Source organism: Paenibacillus sp. PvP094 (assembly GCF_040546835.1).
Lineage (GTDB): Bacteria > Bacillota > Bacilli > Paenibacillales > Paenibacillaceae > Paenibacillus > Paenibacillus illinoisensis.
In genome coordinates, this window is the sequence record NZ_JBEPOM010000001.1 from 612375 (window position 1) to 628194 (window position 15820).

Annotated in this window: 18 protein-coding genes, 1 tRNA gene and 1 riboswitch; of the genes, 8 read left to right on the forward strand and 11 right to left on the reverse strand. The window is 48.0% G+C overall.

The window, feature by feature from the left end; all coding sequences use genetic code 11:
• Positions 1–49: 49 nt before the first annotated feature.
• From ABIC22_RS03040 to ABIC22_RS03050, 3 genes are all read right to left on the reverse strand, one after another.
• A complete protein-coding gene (locus ABIC22_RS03040; protein ID WP_154892567.1) occupies positions 50–328 on the reverse strand; it encodes a hypothetical protein in 279 nt (92 codons plus the stop codon).
• Positions 329–489: 161 nt separating this feature from the next.
• Positions 490–735 (reverse strand): zinc ribbon domain-containing protein, encoded by a 246-nt coding sequence (locus ABIC22_RS03045; protein WP_024629326.1) that lies wholly within the window; start codon positions 733–735, stop codon positions 490–492.
• Positions 736–939: 204 nt separating this feature from the next.
• A complete protein-coding gene (locus ABIC22_RS03050; RefSeq protein ID WP_095289181.1) occupies positions 940–1359 on the reverse strand; it encodes an organic hydroperoxide resistance protein in 420 nt (139 codons plus the stop codon).
• Between the two features lie 426 nt (positions 1360–1785).
• Here ABIC22_RS03050 and ABIC22_RS03055 point away from each other — a divergent pair, with 426 nt between their 5' ends.
• Positions 1786–3081 (forward strand): Nramp family divalent metal transporter, encoded by a 1296-nt coding sequence (locus tag ABIC22_RS03055; RefSeq protein ID WP_127538301.1) that lies wholly within the window; start codon positions 1786–1788, stop codon positions 3079–3081.
• Between the two features lie 165 nt (positions 3082–3246).
• Here the strand turns inward: ABIC22_RS03055 and ABIC22_RS03060 are convergent, their stop codons facing one another.
• On the reverse strand, positions 3247–3930 hold the full coding sequence (locus ABIC22_RS03060; RefSeq protein WP_354478139.1) for an HAD family hydrolase: 684 nt from the start codon (positions 3928–3930) through the stop codon (positions 3247–3249).
• 170 nt (positions 3931–4100) lie between these two features.
• On the reverse strand, positions 4101–4499 hold the full coding sequence (locus ABIC22_RS03065) for a hypothetical protein (RefSeq protein WP_246311052.1): 399 nt from the start codon (positions 4497–4499) through the stop codon (positions 4101–4103).
• Positions 4500–4614: 115 nt separating this feature from the next.
• A riboswitch (cyclic di-AMP (ydaO/yuaA leader) is annotated at positions 4615–4787 on the reverse strand.
• 368 nt (positions 4788–5155) lie between these two features.
• Here ABIC22_RS03065 and ABIC22_RS03070 point away from each other — a divergent pair.
• Complete coding sequence (locus tag ABIC22_RS03070; protein WP_095289177.1) at positions 5156–5632, forward strand: glutathione peroxidase; 477 nt, start codon at positions 5156–5158, stop codon at positions 5630–5632.
• Between the two features lie 137 nt (positions 5633–5769).
• Here the strand turns inward: ABIC22_RS03070 and ABIC22_RS03075 are convergent.
• Positions 5770–5852: transfer RNA gene (locus tag ABIC22_RS03075), tRNA-Leu, on the reverse strand.
• A 421-nt stretch (positions 5853–6273) separates the two neighbouring features.
• Between ABIC22_RS03075 and ABIC22_RS03080 the strand changes: the two genes are divergently transcribed.
• The 3 genes from ABIC22_RS03080 (at position 6274) to ABIC22_RS03090 (ending at position 8150) form a co-directional block, all read left to right on the forward strand.
• Positions 6274–6975 carry an urease accessory protein UreF gene (locus ABIC22_RS03080; RefSeq protein ID WP_164764244.1) on the forward strand — a complete coding sequence of 234 codons (702 nt, stop codon included), beginning with the start codon at positions 6274–6276 and terminating at the stop codon, positions 6973–6975.
• 257 nt (positions 6976–7232) lie between these two features.
• Entirely contained in the window at positions 7233–7436 is a 204-nt protein-coding gene (locus ABIC22_RS03085) for a Rha family transcriptional regulator (RefSeq protein ID WP_095289174.1), read from the forward strand.
• Between the two features lie 57 nt (positions 7437–7493).
• Positions 7494–8150: a nitrogen regulation protein NR(II) gene (locus ABIC22_RS03090; RefSeq protein WP_354478145.1), complete on the forward strand. Its 657-nt coding sequence runs from the start codon at positions 7494–7496 to the stop codon at positions 8148–8150.
• 36 nt (positions 8151–8186) lie between these two features.
• On the opposite strand, the gene urtE is transcribed toward ABIC22_RS03090, so the two are convergent.
• The 5 genes from urtE to urtA all read right to left on the reverse strand — a co-directional run bounded on the left by urtE (position 8187) and on the right by urtA (position 13049).
• Positions 8187–8882: an urea ABC transporter ATP-binding subunit UrtE gene (gene urtE / locus ABIC22_RS03095; protein WP_095289171.1), complete on the reverse strand. Its 696-nt coding sequence runs from the start codon at positions 8880–8882 to the stop codon at positions 8187–8189.
• A complete protein-coding gene (urtD, locus tag ABIC22_RS03100; RefSeq protein ID WP_154892571.1) occupies positions 8860–9669 on the reverse strand; it encodes an urea ABC transporter ATP-binding protein UrtD in 810 nt (269 codons plus the stop codon). The genes urtE and urtD overlap by 23 nt, the downstream gene beginning before the upstream one ends.
• A complete protein-coding gene (urtC, locus tag ABIC22_RS03105) occupies positions 9632–10723 on the reverse strand; it encodes an urea ABC transporter permease subunit UrtC (RefSeq protein WP_390583582.1) in 1092 nt (363 codons plus the stop codon). The genes urtD and urtC overlap by 38 nt, the downstream gene beginning before the upstream one ends.
• A gap of 21 nt (positions 10724–10744) precedes the next feature.
• Positions 10745–11650, reverse strand: a complete 906-nt coding sequence (gene urtB, locus ABIC22_RS03110) for an urea ABC transporter permease subunit UrtB (RefSeq protein ID WP_095289165.1) — start codon at positions 11648–11650, stop codon at positions 10745–10747.
• Between the two features lie 148 nt (positions 11651–11798).
• Positions 11799–13049, reverse strand: a complete 1251-nt coding sequence (gene urtA / locus ABIC22_RS03115; protein WP_154892573.1) for an urea ABC transporter substrate-binding protein — start codon at positions 13047–13049, stop codon at positions 11799–11801.
• Between the two features lie 238 nt (positions 13050–13287).
• Here urtA and ABIC22_RS03120 point away from each other — a divergent pair, with 238 nt between their 5' ends.
• From ABIC22_RS03120 to ureC, 3 genes are read left to right on the forward strand one after another with little or no spacing between them, the layout of a single operon-like run.
• Positions 13288–13611: an urease subunit gamma gene (locus tag ABIC22_RS03120; protein ID WP_371859961.1), complete on the forward strand. Its 324-nt coding sequence runs from the start codon at positions 13288–13290 to the stop codon at positions 13609–13611.
• An 18-nt stretch (positions 13612–13629) separates the two neighbouring features.
• Positions 13630–14019, forward strand: a complete 390-nt coding sequence (locus tag ABIC22_RS03125) for an urease subunit beta (RefSeq protein ID WP_354478150.1) — start codon at positions 13630–13632, stop codon at positions 14017–14019.
• Entirely contained in the window at positions 14016–15734 is a 1719-nt protein-coding gene (ureC, locus tag ABIC22_RS03130) for an urease subunit alpha (protein ID WP_354478153.1), read from the forward strand. The genes ABIC22_RS03125 and ureC overlap by 4 nt, the downstream gene beginning before the upstream one ends.
• The last annotated feature ends 86 nt before the right edge of the window (positions 15735–15820 follow it).

The window sequence follows — 15820 nt, forward strand, 5'->3', positions numbered from 1 at the left end:
AGAAAAAGAGCGCAGGCTCTAAAGCCTACGCTCGTATCTGTTTGGACAATTACTCAGCAATTGCCTTTTCCATCCACTGATCTTCAATCATTTGTTGATGCAGATCTCCTGCCCACTGGTCCATGCATTTGCAAATGAAATCTTTGCGGCATACGGGACAAGGCGTTTTCTGCAGACGGCTGATCGCTGTCATCTTCCATTCCGGAGATTTGGAGTAGAATACACGGCATTGCGTGCCATCTACCAGCTTCATTGTAAATTCATACAATCCGTCTTTTTCGTTTTTACTAGCTACTTGTAATTCTGCAATACTTGGTCTATAAGACATGGATATCACCTGTCAATTCAAATTTGTTTCCTGCATATTCCCTGCATGACACTTCTCAGTACTAAGTCATATTAAAGAAATTTTAGTTCGATGTCAACTCAGGGAGCACGAACCTCCCAGCTTATTTTGGATTGATTCCATACCCACCAAGTTATGCCACACTATCCGCCGAACAAAATATCCAATATCGTGCCTACCTGACCCTGCTTTTTGCCTTTTAGTACATCGGGGTCGAATACTTCCACATAACCACATGAGGAACAGGCTACGAACAAATAGTGATTATGCTGAATGTCGAACATTTTGCTAAGACCAGCCCCGGACATGGATACTTCCTTGATGTTGCAATCCGTTCCCCGGCATTTCGTACATACAAACCTTCGCTCAATCATCTCTTCAATACTCATTTGCATTCCCCCTTTTTCAGATGCCTGGCATGAAGCAAGAGTATAATTATGTAAAAGAGTACGCGATTTGACCTGCAATCTCCTGCATGTCTTATGATTTTAAATACAAAACCCTGCCGTTAGCCAGCAGGGCTTGTACCAAACAACAGGTATCCAGGATAGCCTGCTTCATTTATTTCTCCCTTTACTTCAGCGAGATTCGGTTTATACCACGTTCAGTACGACATCAATATTCCCGCGAGTCGCTTTGGAATAAGGGCAAAAATCATGAGCTTTGCGAGCCAGATCCTCGGCCTGACTATGATCCACACCCGGCATGCTTACATCCAGCCGGACCGACAACTGGAATCCGTCATCCGCAGGGTCTTTTCCAATGGATACATTACTCGTTACAGTCACATCTTCCAGTTTAACGCCGGCTTTACGTGCCACGTTGGCAAGAGCACTTTCGTAACATGCACCGTATCCTGCTGCAAAGAGCTGCTCAGGGTTCGTACCTTCACCGCCGGATCCACCCAGCTCTTTTGGCATTTTCAGATCATGTTTAAGGACTCCATCCGATGAAGTTACCGAACCTGTACGTCCACCTTTGACTGTCGCAGTTGCTGTATATAAAGCTTCCATTAGAATCTCTCCTTTTACATCAATATTTTTGCTGCCTACAATTCAATTTAAACTTCTGGCTTAATTTGAAACGGATTTGGGTTACTTAATCAGCTTTTGCATCTTTGTCATTTTCATGCATCATCCCGCCATCCGCATAACGCCATTTATGATATAAAGGTAAATTTTCTGAATTTGGGTAATACACTAAGGGCCTGATCCCTCTCCACTCATTTTGTCCATCTACATAAAAGTTGCACTAGACAAAAATTATTGAATGAGTACAATGTAAGTAACAACATATATTTTCAGACATATAAAAGTGAATAACCCAGGTCTTCATCATACGGAGCATCAATACGATTATTATAAAAAGTCAGGTGAACATTTATGAGTAAAAAAAATCCATTCAGCTCTCCTTCGGCTGAGCAATTAGCCGCAGCAGGCATGGCTCCCTCCCTCGGGGAAGCACACGGCTCCATGAAGGTTCCGAAGAACGCCGCCTGGTGGAAAAAATTCCTCGCCTTTGTCGGCCCAGGTTATCTGGTCGCTGTCGGCTATATGGACCCGGGTAACTGGGCAACAGATATTGCCGGAGGTTCCCAGTTCGGTTACACGCTATTATCCGTTATTTTAATCTCAAACCTGATGGCCGTCGTATTACAGTCACTTGCAGGCAAGCTTGGTATTGTAACTGGACGGGATCTGGCCCAAGCTTGCCGCGAACGGTTCAGTATGCCGGTTGTCATTATGCTCTGGGCTCTGTGCGAACTGGCCATTGCCGCAACAGATCTGGCTGAGGTTATCGGTTCAGCCATTGCACTGAAGCTTCTGTTCAACATCCCGATGTTATACGGCGTCATTATTACGGCTGTGGATGTTCTGATTATCCTTTTGCTGCAAAATAAAGGCTTCCGCGCTCTGGAAACACTAGTCATCGTGCTGATGGCAACCATCGCCCTCTGCTTCGGGATTGACCTGTTTCTTGCCAAACCGGACATGGGCGGGGTACTCACAGGCTTTGTACCAAGTGCCGAGATACTACAGAATCCTGCGATGCTATATATTGCCATCGGAATCATTGGAGCAACGGTTATGCCGCACAATCTATACTTGCATTCGTCCATCGTGCAGACCCGGCAGATCGAACAGACAACTCAGGGGAAAAGAGAAGCAATCCGTTACTCCACCATGGATTCAACGATCGCTTTGACCCTGGCCCTGTTTATCAACGCCGCCATACTCATTGTGTCAGCCGCTGTATTTCACAGTGCAGGCATGACGCAGGTCGCTGAGATTGCAGATGCTTATCACTTGCTTACACCTCTGCTGGGCACAACCATTGCAAGTATTCTGTTTGGTGTCGCTCTGCTGGCCTCAGGTCAGAATTCTACGCTTACAGGCACACTGTCTGGGCAGATTGTCATGGAAGGTTTCCTGAACATTCGGATTCCGGCTTGGCTTCGCCGGCTCGTGACCCGATTAATTGCAATCATCCCTGCCGTTATTGTGACGGCTATCGCCGGCGAACACGGAACGGAAGAACTACTGATTTTGAGCCAGGTGATTCTATCCTTGCAGCTGCCTTTTGCCGTCATTCCACTTGTGATGTTTACGAGTGACAAGAAAAGCATGGGCGCATTCGCCAACAAACTGTGGCTCAAAGTCATCTCTTGGATCATCGCTGCCGTAATTGTGGTTCTGAACGTCTATCTGATCTTCCAGACCATCATGCTGTTTTAATCTATATATGCGCTAAAACCGTTTCCCTCTTACTATAGATTTATAAAAAAAAGGCTGATCCCTCATCAAGAATATACTTGAAGGGATCAGCCTTTTAGCTTTGCCGTGCACTTGCCTTGTCCTTTATTTAATGACGCGAAAGTCATCTTTTTTTAATTTTATCCACTAACCCTCAGAAGGCACAAGCAGTGGAATAAGCTGCTCCAAGGCTTCGATGGTCCAGTCTGCACGCTCTTGGCCCTCAAGCTCAGGCTGAAATCGTCCATAGCCCTGCAAAATCCGAATCGTTCGCATCCCCAGCTTCTTGGCAGGAATGATATCGTTATCAATCCGATCCCCAATCATGACTGCTTCCTGGGGTTCACATCCCGCCTGCTTCAAAGCCACCGCATAGAGTTCCGGATCCGGCTTCGATACGCCTTCTTCTGCCGAGCAAGCCAGTACATCCACGTACCTCCGCAGACCGTAGCTCTCCAGGCGCCCCTCTGTCCCTGGACTCTGATTGGCGATGATCCCGATTCGATAATGGTGTGACAATTCCTTCAACACCGCTTCAGCAGAAGCGAAGGGCTTCTCCAGTTCCTTCCGGAACTTCAACTTCTCCTGGATCTGCTCCCTATGACGTTCATCGCTGATTAGCGTTCGAATGGCTACCCTCATGGGCCACTGCTCATAATTTCGATAACAGGAGGCAAATATCTCTCGCACTTCCTCTATTTTCACCGGATATCCAAGCAAGCAGGCTTCTTTTACAAACTGCCCTATAATATCATCTACCGGCTCCCATTCGTCCACCAGCGTATCTCCTACATCAAAGAACAACCATTTTAACCCCCGTACATCCGGCACGCCTATTCCTCCTTGTTAGCCATGAACGCAATCTCTAAATCAGCAATGTACATTAATGCTCAAATAAAAAAGAAGACCCACCATCATGCATGAGTCTCCTCAGAATTCCGTTTTTCCACAAGTTCAATTATAACAGGCACCTTACACCGGATCAATCGGCAGCTATCACATTAACCATTAAGCAAGAAGCCCACTTCTCCATTAAGAGAATACACAATGCGGTCAGCTCCCATCCCTCGGTAAATGCCTTTGGGGTGACTCTGTTCTGTAATCACACATAGTGATTTGGAGGTCCAGGAACGGCAGATCTGCAGATAGCGACAGGTCAGGTTCAAACTATTCTCGAAGATAAAAACGTTGCCTACGCTCGACTGCGGTAGAAACCACTTCTGAGCTTCAGCTGTATTCATGCGAATGACGTTCTCCACTCCGATTCTGCGGAGCTTCCGTTCTTCCCCTGCACTGTTGGTCAGAACGGCAAACGGCATTTTTTTGTACATCAACAGCTTGATAAACTTGCGGCCTGCTTCATTCGGTGCTGTTACTAAAATCATCTCATTATCCATCATTCGTTCCTCCCTTGGCGTGAAAAGACAACAAAAAAGAAGCGTGGGGGACCAAGGCCTCCCGAACGCTTCTTGAATAACCCATGACGAAAACGCCATGAATATGCGTACGGCTTGTTGCCTCTCCCTTTAACGCTTACGAGGTTAGCTGACGGATTCGGGCGCGAGAGTCGCCCTATTTCCGGCTTGCACCGAAAAATTCACCCCATGGATTAGCTGCAATGACAGCCAATCCGATTGGTTCCCCCGTTTCCCACCCATGAATGAATGGAAACTCAGCGATTAAAACATCGTTCCTGTTTCATGTATTGACCAGAGCGATATTATCGTTTGTTTCGTTGTTCATGTTAAGTTTAATTGAATTAGAAATTACGATATGAATCATACACCCGCGACATGTTAGTGTAAAGTCCGGTCAGATCACCGAATGGACGAATTTAAGGCATTACATATCAATGATATCGCTTACAACCGATCCATTCTCCATCCATCTCTGTGAATCTCGCTAATTCTCGTCCTTATGAAAAACGGTTGTAATTTTAGATATCTGTAAGTAAACATAGGAATTTATTTAATTAGTTTTGCATTATCTAATTGTAAGCAATATAATATAACTATAGAAATCATTAACCCATTATACGATATGGAGGCGACTGATCATGTCCGTTTATGACTACAAAGTCAATACCCTTCGGGGCCAGGAAGTCGAGATGTCCGATTATCGCAACAAGGTGCTGCTAATTGTAAATACGGCGAGCAAATGTGGTCTGACCCCGCAATTTGAAGGCTTACAGGAACTCTATAACAAATTCAAAGACCGGCAGTTTGAAGTACTGGGCTTCCCAAGTAACCAATTCGCTCAGGAAAAAGGATCTTCCGACGATATTGCTGAGTTCTGCCAGATGAATTACGGTGTAAGCTTTCCTATGTTTGAGAAAATTGATGTTAATGGTTCAAGCGCTCACCCTCTATTCCAGCACCTGACAACAGAGGCACCGGGACTGCTCGGATCCAAAGCCATCAAGTGGAACTTCACCAAATTCCTTGTTGATCAGAACGGACGGGTCGTGAAGCGTTATGCTCCAAAAACGACTCCTGACCAAATTGAGGCTGATATTGAGAAACTGCTGAAATAGATCAACATGGAGAGGCCACAATCAACATGGAACCACAGAAAGTCCGGTTCTGTGTGAATGGCCTTTTTTTATGTTTATCCAAACGCAAAGAAGAGGTTTTCCATATTCGGAAAACCTCTTCTTGTCGTACAATATGATGCGGTCGAGAGGACTCGAACCTCCACGGGCATACGCCCACTACCCCCTCAAGATAGCGTGTCTGCCATTCCACCACGACCGCATGTCGTAAATAATCGGCAACAAAATTGATTATACAGGATCTCAATATAAAAGTAAAGCACTTTTATTAAAACTACTTTGCACCTGTGTTTTTTCTCCAAATATCGGTTTTTATCGTCATGATCTTTTAACTGCTGCATACATTAAATTTCAATTCTTTTATACATCTTCATTTTTAATTTTAGCTCTTCACAATAAACATATCATATACCTAACATAATTTTCGGACTTCTAACTTTTATCAATCATATTATGTAACGTTATAATATAATTGAAACTTAAAATAAGAAATCATTGACAAAATACGGATGTTTATGTGATTATATATATCATATAATTCGGATTTTAAACATAAAAGGATTCAGAAATCAATATTAATGTTATATAACATAACATTTCACGAACATAGGAGGCGAAAGACCGTGAACCGTGGGAATAAGCTGCTCGATTATGTCAAACTGCTTGATTCCTCCATTCATGTCGGAGGTTTTACCCATTCATTTGGTATGGATGTACACATTGCTGAAGGCAGCATCCGAAATGCCGATGATCTGGAATCCTTCATGCGCTGTCAGCTGCATCCCAGTATCGTTCGACTTGAGGGCATGGCGATTAAAGGTATCTACAGCGCAACGGATCATAATGACACATGGCGAACAGCTCTCATTGACAAGTTGGTTCACGTTCAGCGGACTCCTTCTGATCAAAGGGAGCAAGCCGCTGCCATGGGCAAAAGACTGATCAAGCTGGCCCGGGCTCTCCACCCCTGGATAGAATTCAGCCAGCTCGAACACACCCTTGCCAAATACGAGTCTGTAGGCTGCCTCTCTACTGTTCACGCCTGGATCAACCACTACCTCGATATCCCCGTCGAGGAAGCGGTAATGGGTTACTTGCACTCAGCCATGAATGCATGCATAACCGAAGCTTCCAAAGTCCTCCCCATGCATAACGAAACAACCCAGGAACTGCTGGTTCGCCTGGCCGCAGACCTGGAGCATGAATGGAATACCGTTAGCGCCTCCGCTGCGGATGGACCGGCACAGCCAACCTCAATGTCCATGAAATCGTTGTTCCCCAGCTTCCACATGCTTGGCGCAGGGCTGCATGCTTATCGCGCCTAATCTTACCGCCTCCAAGCTCCCCTCATATTTCCCCAAACGAAAAAGCACGCAGCAACCTCCTTGCTGACGTGCTTTTTCACGTATGCCTATAGAACATCACGTTATTACGTCATTATTTAATATAAATACACTATTTTTCATCGTTTATAATTGTTACATGACGTAAATACGTATATAATGTAATGAACAGCTCGCATCTCCCTCTATTATACACAGCCGAAGGCGGGTTGAAATACTTCTATGAGGGGTGAACCCTTTTGAACAAAAAGAAACCCGTGACTCCGTTCGGATGGGCCATTAAACGCCGCTTAACGGAGCTACAGATGGACCAGAAAACGTTCTGCGAGAAGCACGACATCCCGCCGTATCGTTTATCCAATCTCATCCATGGCACACGAAAAGCCACCCGTTTCCGAAACCAGGTGGCAGACATTTTGCAAATTTCGGATGAACTACGATGACACCGCCATTACCTTGCCGTCCCGATCTTTTAACTGATTGCCAAGGAGGGCCTATTCATGAGCTTCTTTACAACTGACCTTGAAAGGTTATCCTTTCAATCCCTACGTCATCAACTCATCATCGTCGACCGCGACTGGAGAATCCGCAGCTGCAATACCGCATGGCAGAACGGACTCGGGCGATTGCATCTCTCGAAATATAAAAAAACTGACGCCCACCGATCTTCTTGCGAAACGTTTCATTATCTTCAGCTGCTGCAGATATGGGCAGCCCAGGAAGAGGAAACGGAGAATTCATCGATTATTCAGAAGTTAGAGAAGATTCAACATCCCTTTGTTCACTGCCATACATATGACATATCTGTACAGTCTGCGAACCTGGACCTTCGATGGTTCAAGCTGGAGCTTACCCCCTTGAATCAGACGGATCCTCCTTCTCCGATGGGACTAGCTTTGATCTCGCATACAGACATTACGGAACAGAAGCGAATTGAACAGCAATTGAAGCTTGCTCTATCCGAAGTGCGGACACTACGCGGCTTGCTTCCCATTTGCGCCGTCTGCAAACAGATTAAGGACGAGCAGGACGTCTGGAATTCAGTCGAAGGTTATTTGGAGAGACATACCCACGCAGAATTTACACACGACATCTGTCCGGACTGCATCCGCAGACTATACCCGAAGTACTCCAACATTTTGGATAAACGCTCCTGAGCAAAGCAAAAAAAAGCAAAAAAATAACCACCTCTCCTATACGGACAGGTGGTGTTCAAATTGAGACATATCCAATTCCTCCGGTGATCCCTGCAGCGCAATTGCTCCCTTGTCCATGACATAGATAAAATCCGCAGCCCCACGTACAAAATCAATGCTCTGCTCGACGAGCAGCACCGAAATGTCGCCCTTCGCCTTGATTTGCAGAATGACCTGCCGAATATCCTCGACAATGGAAGGTTGTATACCTTCTGTCGGTTCATCCAACAACAATAGTCCGGGCCTTGAGGCAAGCGCTCGTGCGAAGGCAAGCTGCTGCTGCTGGCCACCACTCAGATCACCGCCCTGTCGTCCATACATGGTCGCAAGGACCGGAAACATCGCGAGCACATCTTCAGGAAACGTCTTCACCCCAGGCGCAGATGTCTCCAGACCGAGCAGCAGATTTTCCTTTACCGTAAGCTGAGGGAAAATCTCACGACCCTGAGGAACATATCCAATGCCTGCCTTGGCACGTTTGGCAGGTTCCAAAGCGGATATATCCTGCCCTTTCCAGTGGATGGCCCCCTTCCTCGTTTTGAGCAGGCCCATCAACGTTTTCATCAGCGTCGTTTTGCCGACACCATTCCGGCCCATTAGGCAGACCACCTGTCCAGGCAGGACATCCAGATTAACACCACGCAGCACATTGCTTTCCCCGTAGCCGGATTCAATTCGTTGCAGCGACAGCATGGTCATCTCTCCTTTTTCCCAAGTAGACTTCGGCCACCCTAGGATCTTCCTGCACCTCAGCCATGGTACCTTCCTTCAACAGCTTCCCTTCATGCATCACGGTCACTTTCGCCGCGTACTCACGGACAAACTCCATATCATGCTCCACAACCACGACCGAACGTTCACGCGCTATCCCCTGTAACAACCTGCCTGTTTTATGCGTTTCCTCGTCCGTCATCCCGGCAACCGGTTCGTCCAGCAGCAATACGCGCGGTTCCTGAAGCAGCAGCATGCCAATTTCCAGCCACTGCTTCTCGCCGTGAGAAAGCGCTCCTGCTCGTGTATACACGCGGTCTTGCAGTCCAATTTGCTCTATGACCTGTTCCATTGCCGTGTTGATTTTCCCAAACCGCGGAATACCAAGAGTCCGAAGAGGTGAACGCTGATTTTCCGCCGCCAAGGCCAAATTCTCCTGTACGGTAAGGCCTCCGAAGATGGACGGAGCCTGGAACTTGCGTCCTACACCCTTCCGGACGATCTGATGCTCCTTCAGACGTGTCAGCTCTGTGCCATCTTCCAGCCGCACCGTGCCGGAGAGGGGTTTGGTTTTTCCGCAAATGACATCCAGCATTGTCGTTTTCCCCGCACCATTGGGGCCAATCAGAAAATGCAAATCATGCTCATGCAGTTTCAGGTTCATGCCATTAACTGCAACGAAACCACCAAAAGCTACGGTAATACTCTCAGCCATCAATACAGGTGAAGCTTCAGTAGACTTCAGGTTTTTCCTTACTGACAGGGACATGCACAACCTCTCCTCTCCGCTTCAGCAATCGAACGACATTTCGATAGACTCCAACGAGCCCGTGAGGCATGAACAACACCACCGTTACAAACAGCCCGCCGAGAACAAACAACCAGCCTTCAGGGTAGGCCTCACTTATCCCGGTTTTGGCCGCATTCAGAACCACTGCCCCGATCACAGCCCCAATCAACGTGCCGCGACCACCCAATGCAACCCACAACACCATTTCGATGGATGGAACAATCCCCATCATGGACGGCGAGATAATCCCGACCTGAAGAACAAACAGCATACCCGCTATTCCTGCAAGAGCCCCGGAAAGGGCAAACGTCAACGTTTTATAACCCGCCGGATCATAACCAAGGAAACGCACCCGGTTTTCTCCATCCCGCGAAGCTTCAAGCACTTGGCCAAACCGACTATTCACCATTCTTCTGCAGAGCAGGTACGTGAGTACCAAAATGGCAAGTGTAATATAGTAGAGCACAATTGTTGTTCCTGCAGAATGCAGCGTGAAACCAAAAATGGAGTTATAACCGGTTATACCATTAGTCCCTCCGGTCCACTCCTGTTTGCCGATAAACAGGGTAACCGTGATTAACACAAGAGCTTGCGTTAAAATCGTAAAATACACACCGGTAATCCGGTTACGAAACGTAAACCACCCCAGTACAAATGCCAGCAAAGCTGGAAGGGCAATACCCAGAATTAACGCCACTGGAAATGAACGAAATGGTTCCCAAAACCACGGAAGACCTGACAAGCCGCTCCACCCCATGAAATCAGGCAGGGATGTGCCGCTCGCCTGCAGTTTCAGATACATGGCCATGGCGTAACCACCAAGACCAAAGAACACCCCATGCCCCAGACTCAGAACCCCGCCGTAGCCCCAGATCAGATCCAGTCCGATGGCCAGAATAGCCAGCGCCAGGAACTTAGCGAGCAAGCTAAGCCGAAACTCGGTAGAGATTAGCGGAGCAAGACACATCAGGATGAGTACGACCGCCCAGATGATTCTCGTTTTTAAACTGCCTGACTTCAGAAGTGCTGACATCATATAACCCCCTTCTTCGTGTTAGTCGAGACTGCGGGTTCGCATGGCAACCAGCCCCCGCGGCTTCCATTGCAGAAAAGCAACGATACATACGAACACCAGCACTTTGCCGATGGAGGCAGATGTGTAGGTTTCAAACAACGTATTAAACATGCCAATCCCGAGCGCTCCGCATACCGTTCCTACCAGTTTGCCAACCCCGCCAAGAACGACAACCATAAATGCATCTACAATATAATAGGTTCCCAGCGAAGGCCCAATCGGCCCAATGAGCGTCAGAGCACAACCCGCGATACCCGCGATTCCTGAACCAATGGCAAAGGTCATGCCATCTACCCGTCTGGTGGAAATCCCGAGACAGCCCGCCATGCTCCGATTCTGCATAACAGCGCGCATCCGTCGTCCGGAAGAAGTGCGGTATATGTACAGATACATACACAGTAGAACAACCGCGACAAGTGCGATGATAAAAATCCGTTTATACGGAAATACGATACCGTCAGAGATCGCAAGACCGCCATTAAGCCAAGACGGACTGGATACACCTACATTCGGCGCCCCGAAAATGGTACGCGCCAGCTGCTGCAGCATCATTCCAACTCCCCATGTAGCCAGCAAACTGTCCAGGGGTCTACCGTATAAATGCCGGATCAAAATCACTTCAAGCAGCCAGCCGATAAGTGCCGCTACACCAAACGCGATCGGCAATGCCACGATAAAATAAACTTCGAACCACGCTGCCGGAGCATATGAAATGAACAGATTTTGAGTCACATACGTTGCATATGCACCAATCATAATCAGCTCACCGTGAGCCATGTTGATGACATTCATGAGACCAAACGTTACTGCGAGCCCCAGCGCAATCAATAACAGGATCGAGCTGATGCTAAGGCCATTGAACATTTGCAAAACAAACATATCCATCCCGATCACCCTTTCACATGCTTAAAGCCTCTTTCCGATTCAAACACATCACCAAGACTACGCATCAACGCTTTATCGTAATATTGTATGAGGGTGCGCTGTCCCACCCTCATCCGTAATCTCAGAAGTTTGGACATGAAGGACTTGCTTATTGATTGCTTAGAGAAGCTCCCCATTCGTAGGTTTTCAAATAAGGATCAGGCTTGACAGGAGAACCGGAGTTCCACAATTCCTTAAATTGACCATCTTCCTGCACTTCTCCGATCCGGACGGTTTTGTAAATATGCTGATTCTCTCCGTCCACGGTTACTTTCCCCTCGGGAGCATCAAATTCCAATCCTTTTGCCGCTTCTCTGACCTTCTCTACATCGGTTGATCCCGCTTTTTCAACAGCTGCCTTCCAGAGGTACACTGCTACGTAACCCGCCTCAATCGGGTCAGCCGTCACCCGGTCAGCACCATATTTTTCTTTATATTTCTCAACAAATGTCTTGTTCTCTGGAGTATCTGTTGTCTGATAATAGTTCCAAGAAGCCAGGTGCCCTTTCAGCACATCTGCTCCAATGCCCCGAATTTCCTCTTCCGCCACACTGACCGACAGCGTCGTCATCTGTTCCGAGGTGATGCCAGCATCCTTCAGCTGCTTGAAAAAGGCTACATTACTGTCCCCGTTAAGCGTGTTATACACCACATCCGGCTTCGCAGCTTTGATTTTGCTTATAATTGTACTGTAATCGGTATGGCCCAGCGGTGTGTACTCCTCGCCAACCACTTCTCCGCCTTCAGCTGCCAATTGAGCCTTGATCACCTGATTGGCCGTTTTCGGGAAAACATAGTCCGAACCAAGGAGATAAAATGTTTTGCCCCTATTCTCTAGCAACCAGGTTACGGAAGGAACAATTTGTTGGTTCGTTGTTGCACCTGTATAAAAAATGTTGGGAGATGACTCCAGTCCTTCATACTGCACCGGATAAAATAAAAGCCCTTTATTCTGCTCGAACACTGGGAGCATCGCCTTTCGACTCGCCGAGGTCCATCCGCCAAAAACAGCGGCGACCTTATCCTGCTGAAGCAGCTTTCCGGCCTTTTCCGCAAAAGTCGGCCAATCCGAGGCCCCATCTTCAATGACAGGCTCAATCTGTTTGCCAAGGACACCACCAGCTGCATTGATCTCTTCAATCGCAAGCATCTCTGCATCCTTGACAGATACCTCGCTTATTGCCATCGTGCCACTCAAGGAATGAAGAATGCCTACCTTGATCGTCTCATCGGACGCAGCGACTTCCCCTGTTCCACCGGAATTCGAAGTTTCAGGTGGCGTTCCACCTTCCACACATCCCGTCAAAGCAATGACCGTCCCAAGCAAAATCCCCCATAATCTGACCGACCTCTTCTTCAATAGCCTACACTCCCTTTTTTTAGTCTATTGACGAACATTAAGGTCATTTAACTCCGAAATGTTCGTTGATCCAAATTATGGAGGCTCCAACTCTTCATGTCAATAATGCTTACATAATTTTATTTTACGCCTACTCGTTTCATGCATGCTGCTAATATGTTTCAAACCTTATTGACAAAGGGTCACCCTGTGTGAGTATATTTAACATATAATATGATTCATGAAGATATATACTTTTATGGGAAAGGTCGGATGGCCCTTGCACTGGACGGAGCAGGAAAAAGAAAAACTGCTGATTACCGTAGCCGCCAATCTCGCCCGCGAACGCAGAGGACGCGGATTGAAGCTAAATGTTCCCGAAGCCATCGCTTTGTTAACCTCCGAGCTCATGGAACGAGCGCGGGATGGAATGAGCGTAGCGGATTTGATGAGATATGGCGGTACAATCCTTACACGGGATGATTGTATGGAGGGAGTCCCCGACATGATTCCCGAGGTACAGGTGGAAGCTACATTCCCTGACGGGACCAAGTTGGTTACCGTGCATGAACCCATACGCTGAGAAAGGCAGGAGAATGCCATGATTCCAGGCGAATATCGATTGAAACCGGATGAGATTGTCTGTCATCCCGATCGCCAAACGATACGATTAATTGTCTTGAACCGCGGTGATCGCCCCGTGCAGGTCGGTTCTCATGTTCACTTCTATGAAGTAAATGCCGCTCTGGACTTCGACCGCACCGCAGCGTTCGGACATCGTTTGCACATCCCTGCGGGCACCGCCGTTCGTTTCGAACCCGGGGAAGAAAAGCCGGTTGAACTCACCACTTTTGGCGGCAAACGGCAGATTTATGGATTTAACGGATTAACGGAAGGATCGGCAGATCAGCCTCCAGACCCGCAGAAGCTCGAAGCCTTCCTGAAGGCTTTCTCCCCCACGCCATCACAGGATGGAGGAGATTCAGCATGAAACGCATGTCTCGTGAACAATATGCTTCCATGTTCGGTCCAACAACCGGGGATACCGTAAGACTGGCAGATACGGAGCTCTGGGCAGAGATTGAGCATGATTACGCTGTATACGGGGATGAGAGCAAATTCGGAGGCGGAAAAGTCATCCGGGACGGCATGGGCCAGTCCGCAACCGCTCTTCGCAGCCACGGTACGCCGGATACTGTCATTACGAACGCCATCATTATCGATCATTGGGGTATTGTAAAAGCAGATATTGGCATCCGCGACGGAATCATCTGTGCGATTGGCAAATCCGGTAATCCGGATACGATGGACGGGGTCGATCCACTCCTTGTGATTGGCGCTTCCACCGAGATCATCGCCGGCGAAGGCATGATTGTCACTGCAGGCGGAATCGATACTCACATTCATTTCATTTGTCCTCAGCAGATTCAAACTGCCCTGTCTTCCGGAGTAACTACCATGATCGGCGGAGGTACAGGACCAGCGACAGGCACCAAAGCAACCACCTGCACACCTGGAGCCTGGCATATTCATCGCATGCTGGAGTCCGCTGAAGCCTTTCCTATGAATATTGGTTATCTGGGTAAGGGCAATAGTTCAACCACCGCTCCACTCATTGAACAGATCGAAGCTGGTGTCATCGGCTTGAAATTGCACGAGGATTGGGGGACAACCCCAAGTGCCATTGACGCGTGCCTGACTGCTGCCGGAGAGCATGATATTCAGGTGGCCATTCATACCGATACCCTGAATGAGACTGGTTTTCTGGAGAATACACTTGCCGCCATTAACGGCCGCACGATTCACACGTATCATACGGAGGGCGCAGGTGGCGGACACGCACCAGACATTATCCGTGCCGCCGGTGAATCGTATGTGATTCCCTCTTCAACCAACCCCACGCGTCCTTATACGCGAAATACAGTTGAAGAACATCTCGATATGTTGATGGTATGCCATCATTTGGATCCGGCAATTCCGGAGGATGTCGCTTTTGCCGATTCCCGGATTCGCCCAGAGACCATTGCAGCAGAAGACATTCTGCATGATCTCGGTGTGTTCAGCATTATCAGCTCCGACTCCCAGGCCATGGGCCGGGTAGGCGAAGTCATTATCCGCACCTGGCAGACTGCAGACAAAATGAAAAAACAGCGCGGCAAGCTGGAATTGAAATCTGATTCCCCTTCCGACAATGACCGCATCAAAAGATATGTCGCCAAATATACGATCAATCCTGCCATCGCTCATGGCATCAGCCATATCGTCGGTTCTGTGGAAGTGGGCAAGCTAGCGGATCTGATCGTCTGGAATCCAGCCTATTTTGGGGTCAAGCCCGAAATGGTGATCAAAGGCGGTATGATCACCTTCGCTCAGATGGGTGATCCGAACGCCTCCATCCCGACGCCTCAGCCCGTGTTCGGCAGACCGATGTTCGGGTCATACGGTGGAGCTATCGCGAAAGGGTCCATTACTTTCGTATCCCAAGCTGCTGCTGATGCAGGCATCAAGGAGACACTCGGATTAAACAAACGCGTGGAACCTGTCAAAGGCTGCCGCTCGGTGAGCAAAAAGGATATGATCCACAACGATGTGACACCTCACATTGAAGTGGACCCTGAGACGTACGAGGTTCGAGCCGATGGGATACTGCTTACCTGCGAACCTGCGGATGAGCTGCCAATGGCGCAGCGCTACTTCATGTTTTGACATCTTGTGATAAAGGCGAGCGTTTCACTTCTTCAGGTTCGTACTGCCCTCTTCGTTATCGTGTAAAATCATGTCCAACCTGTATT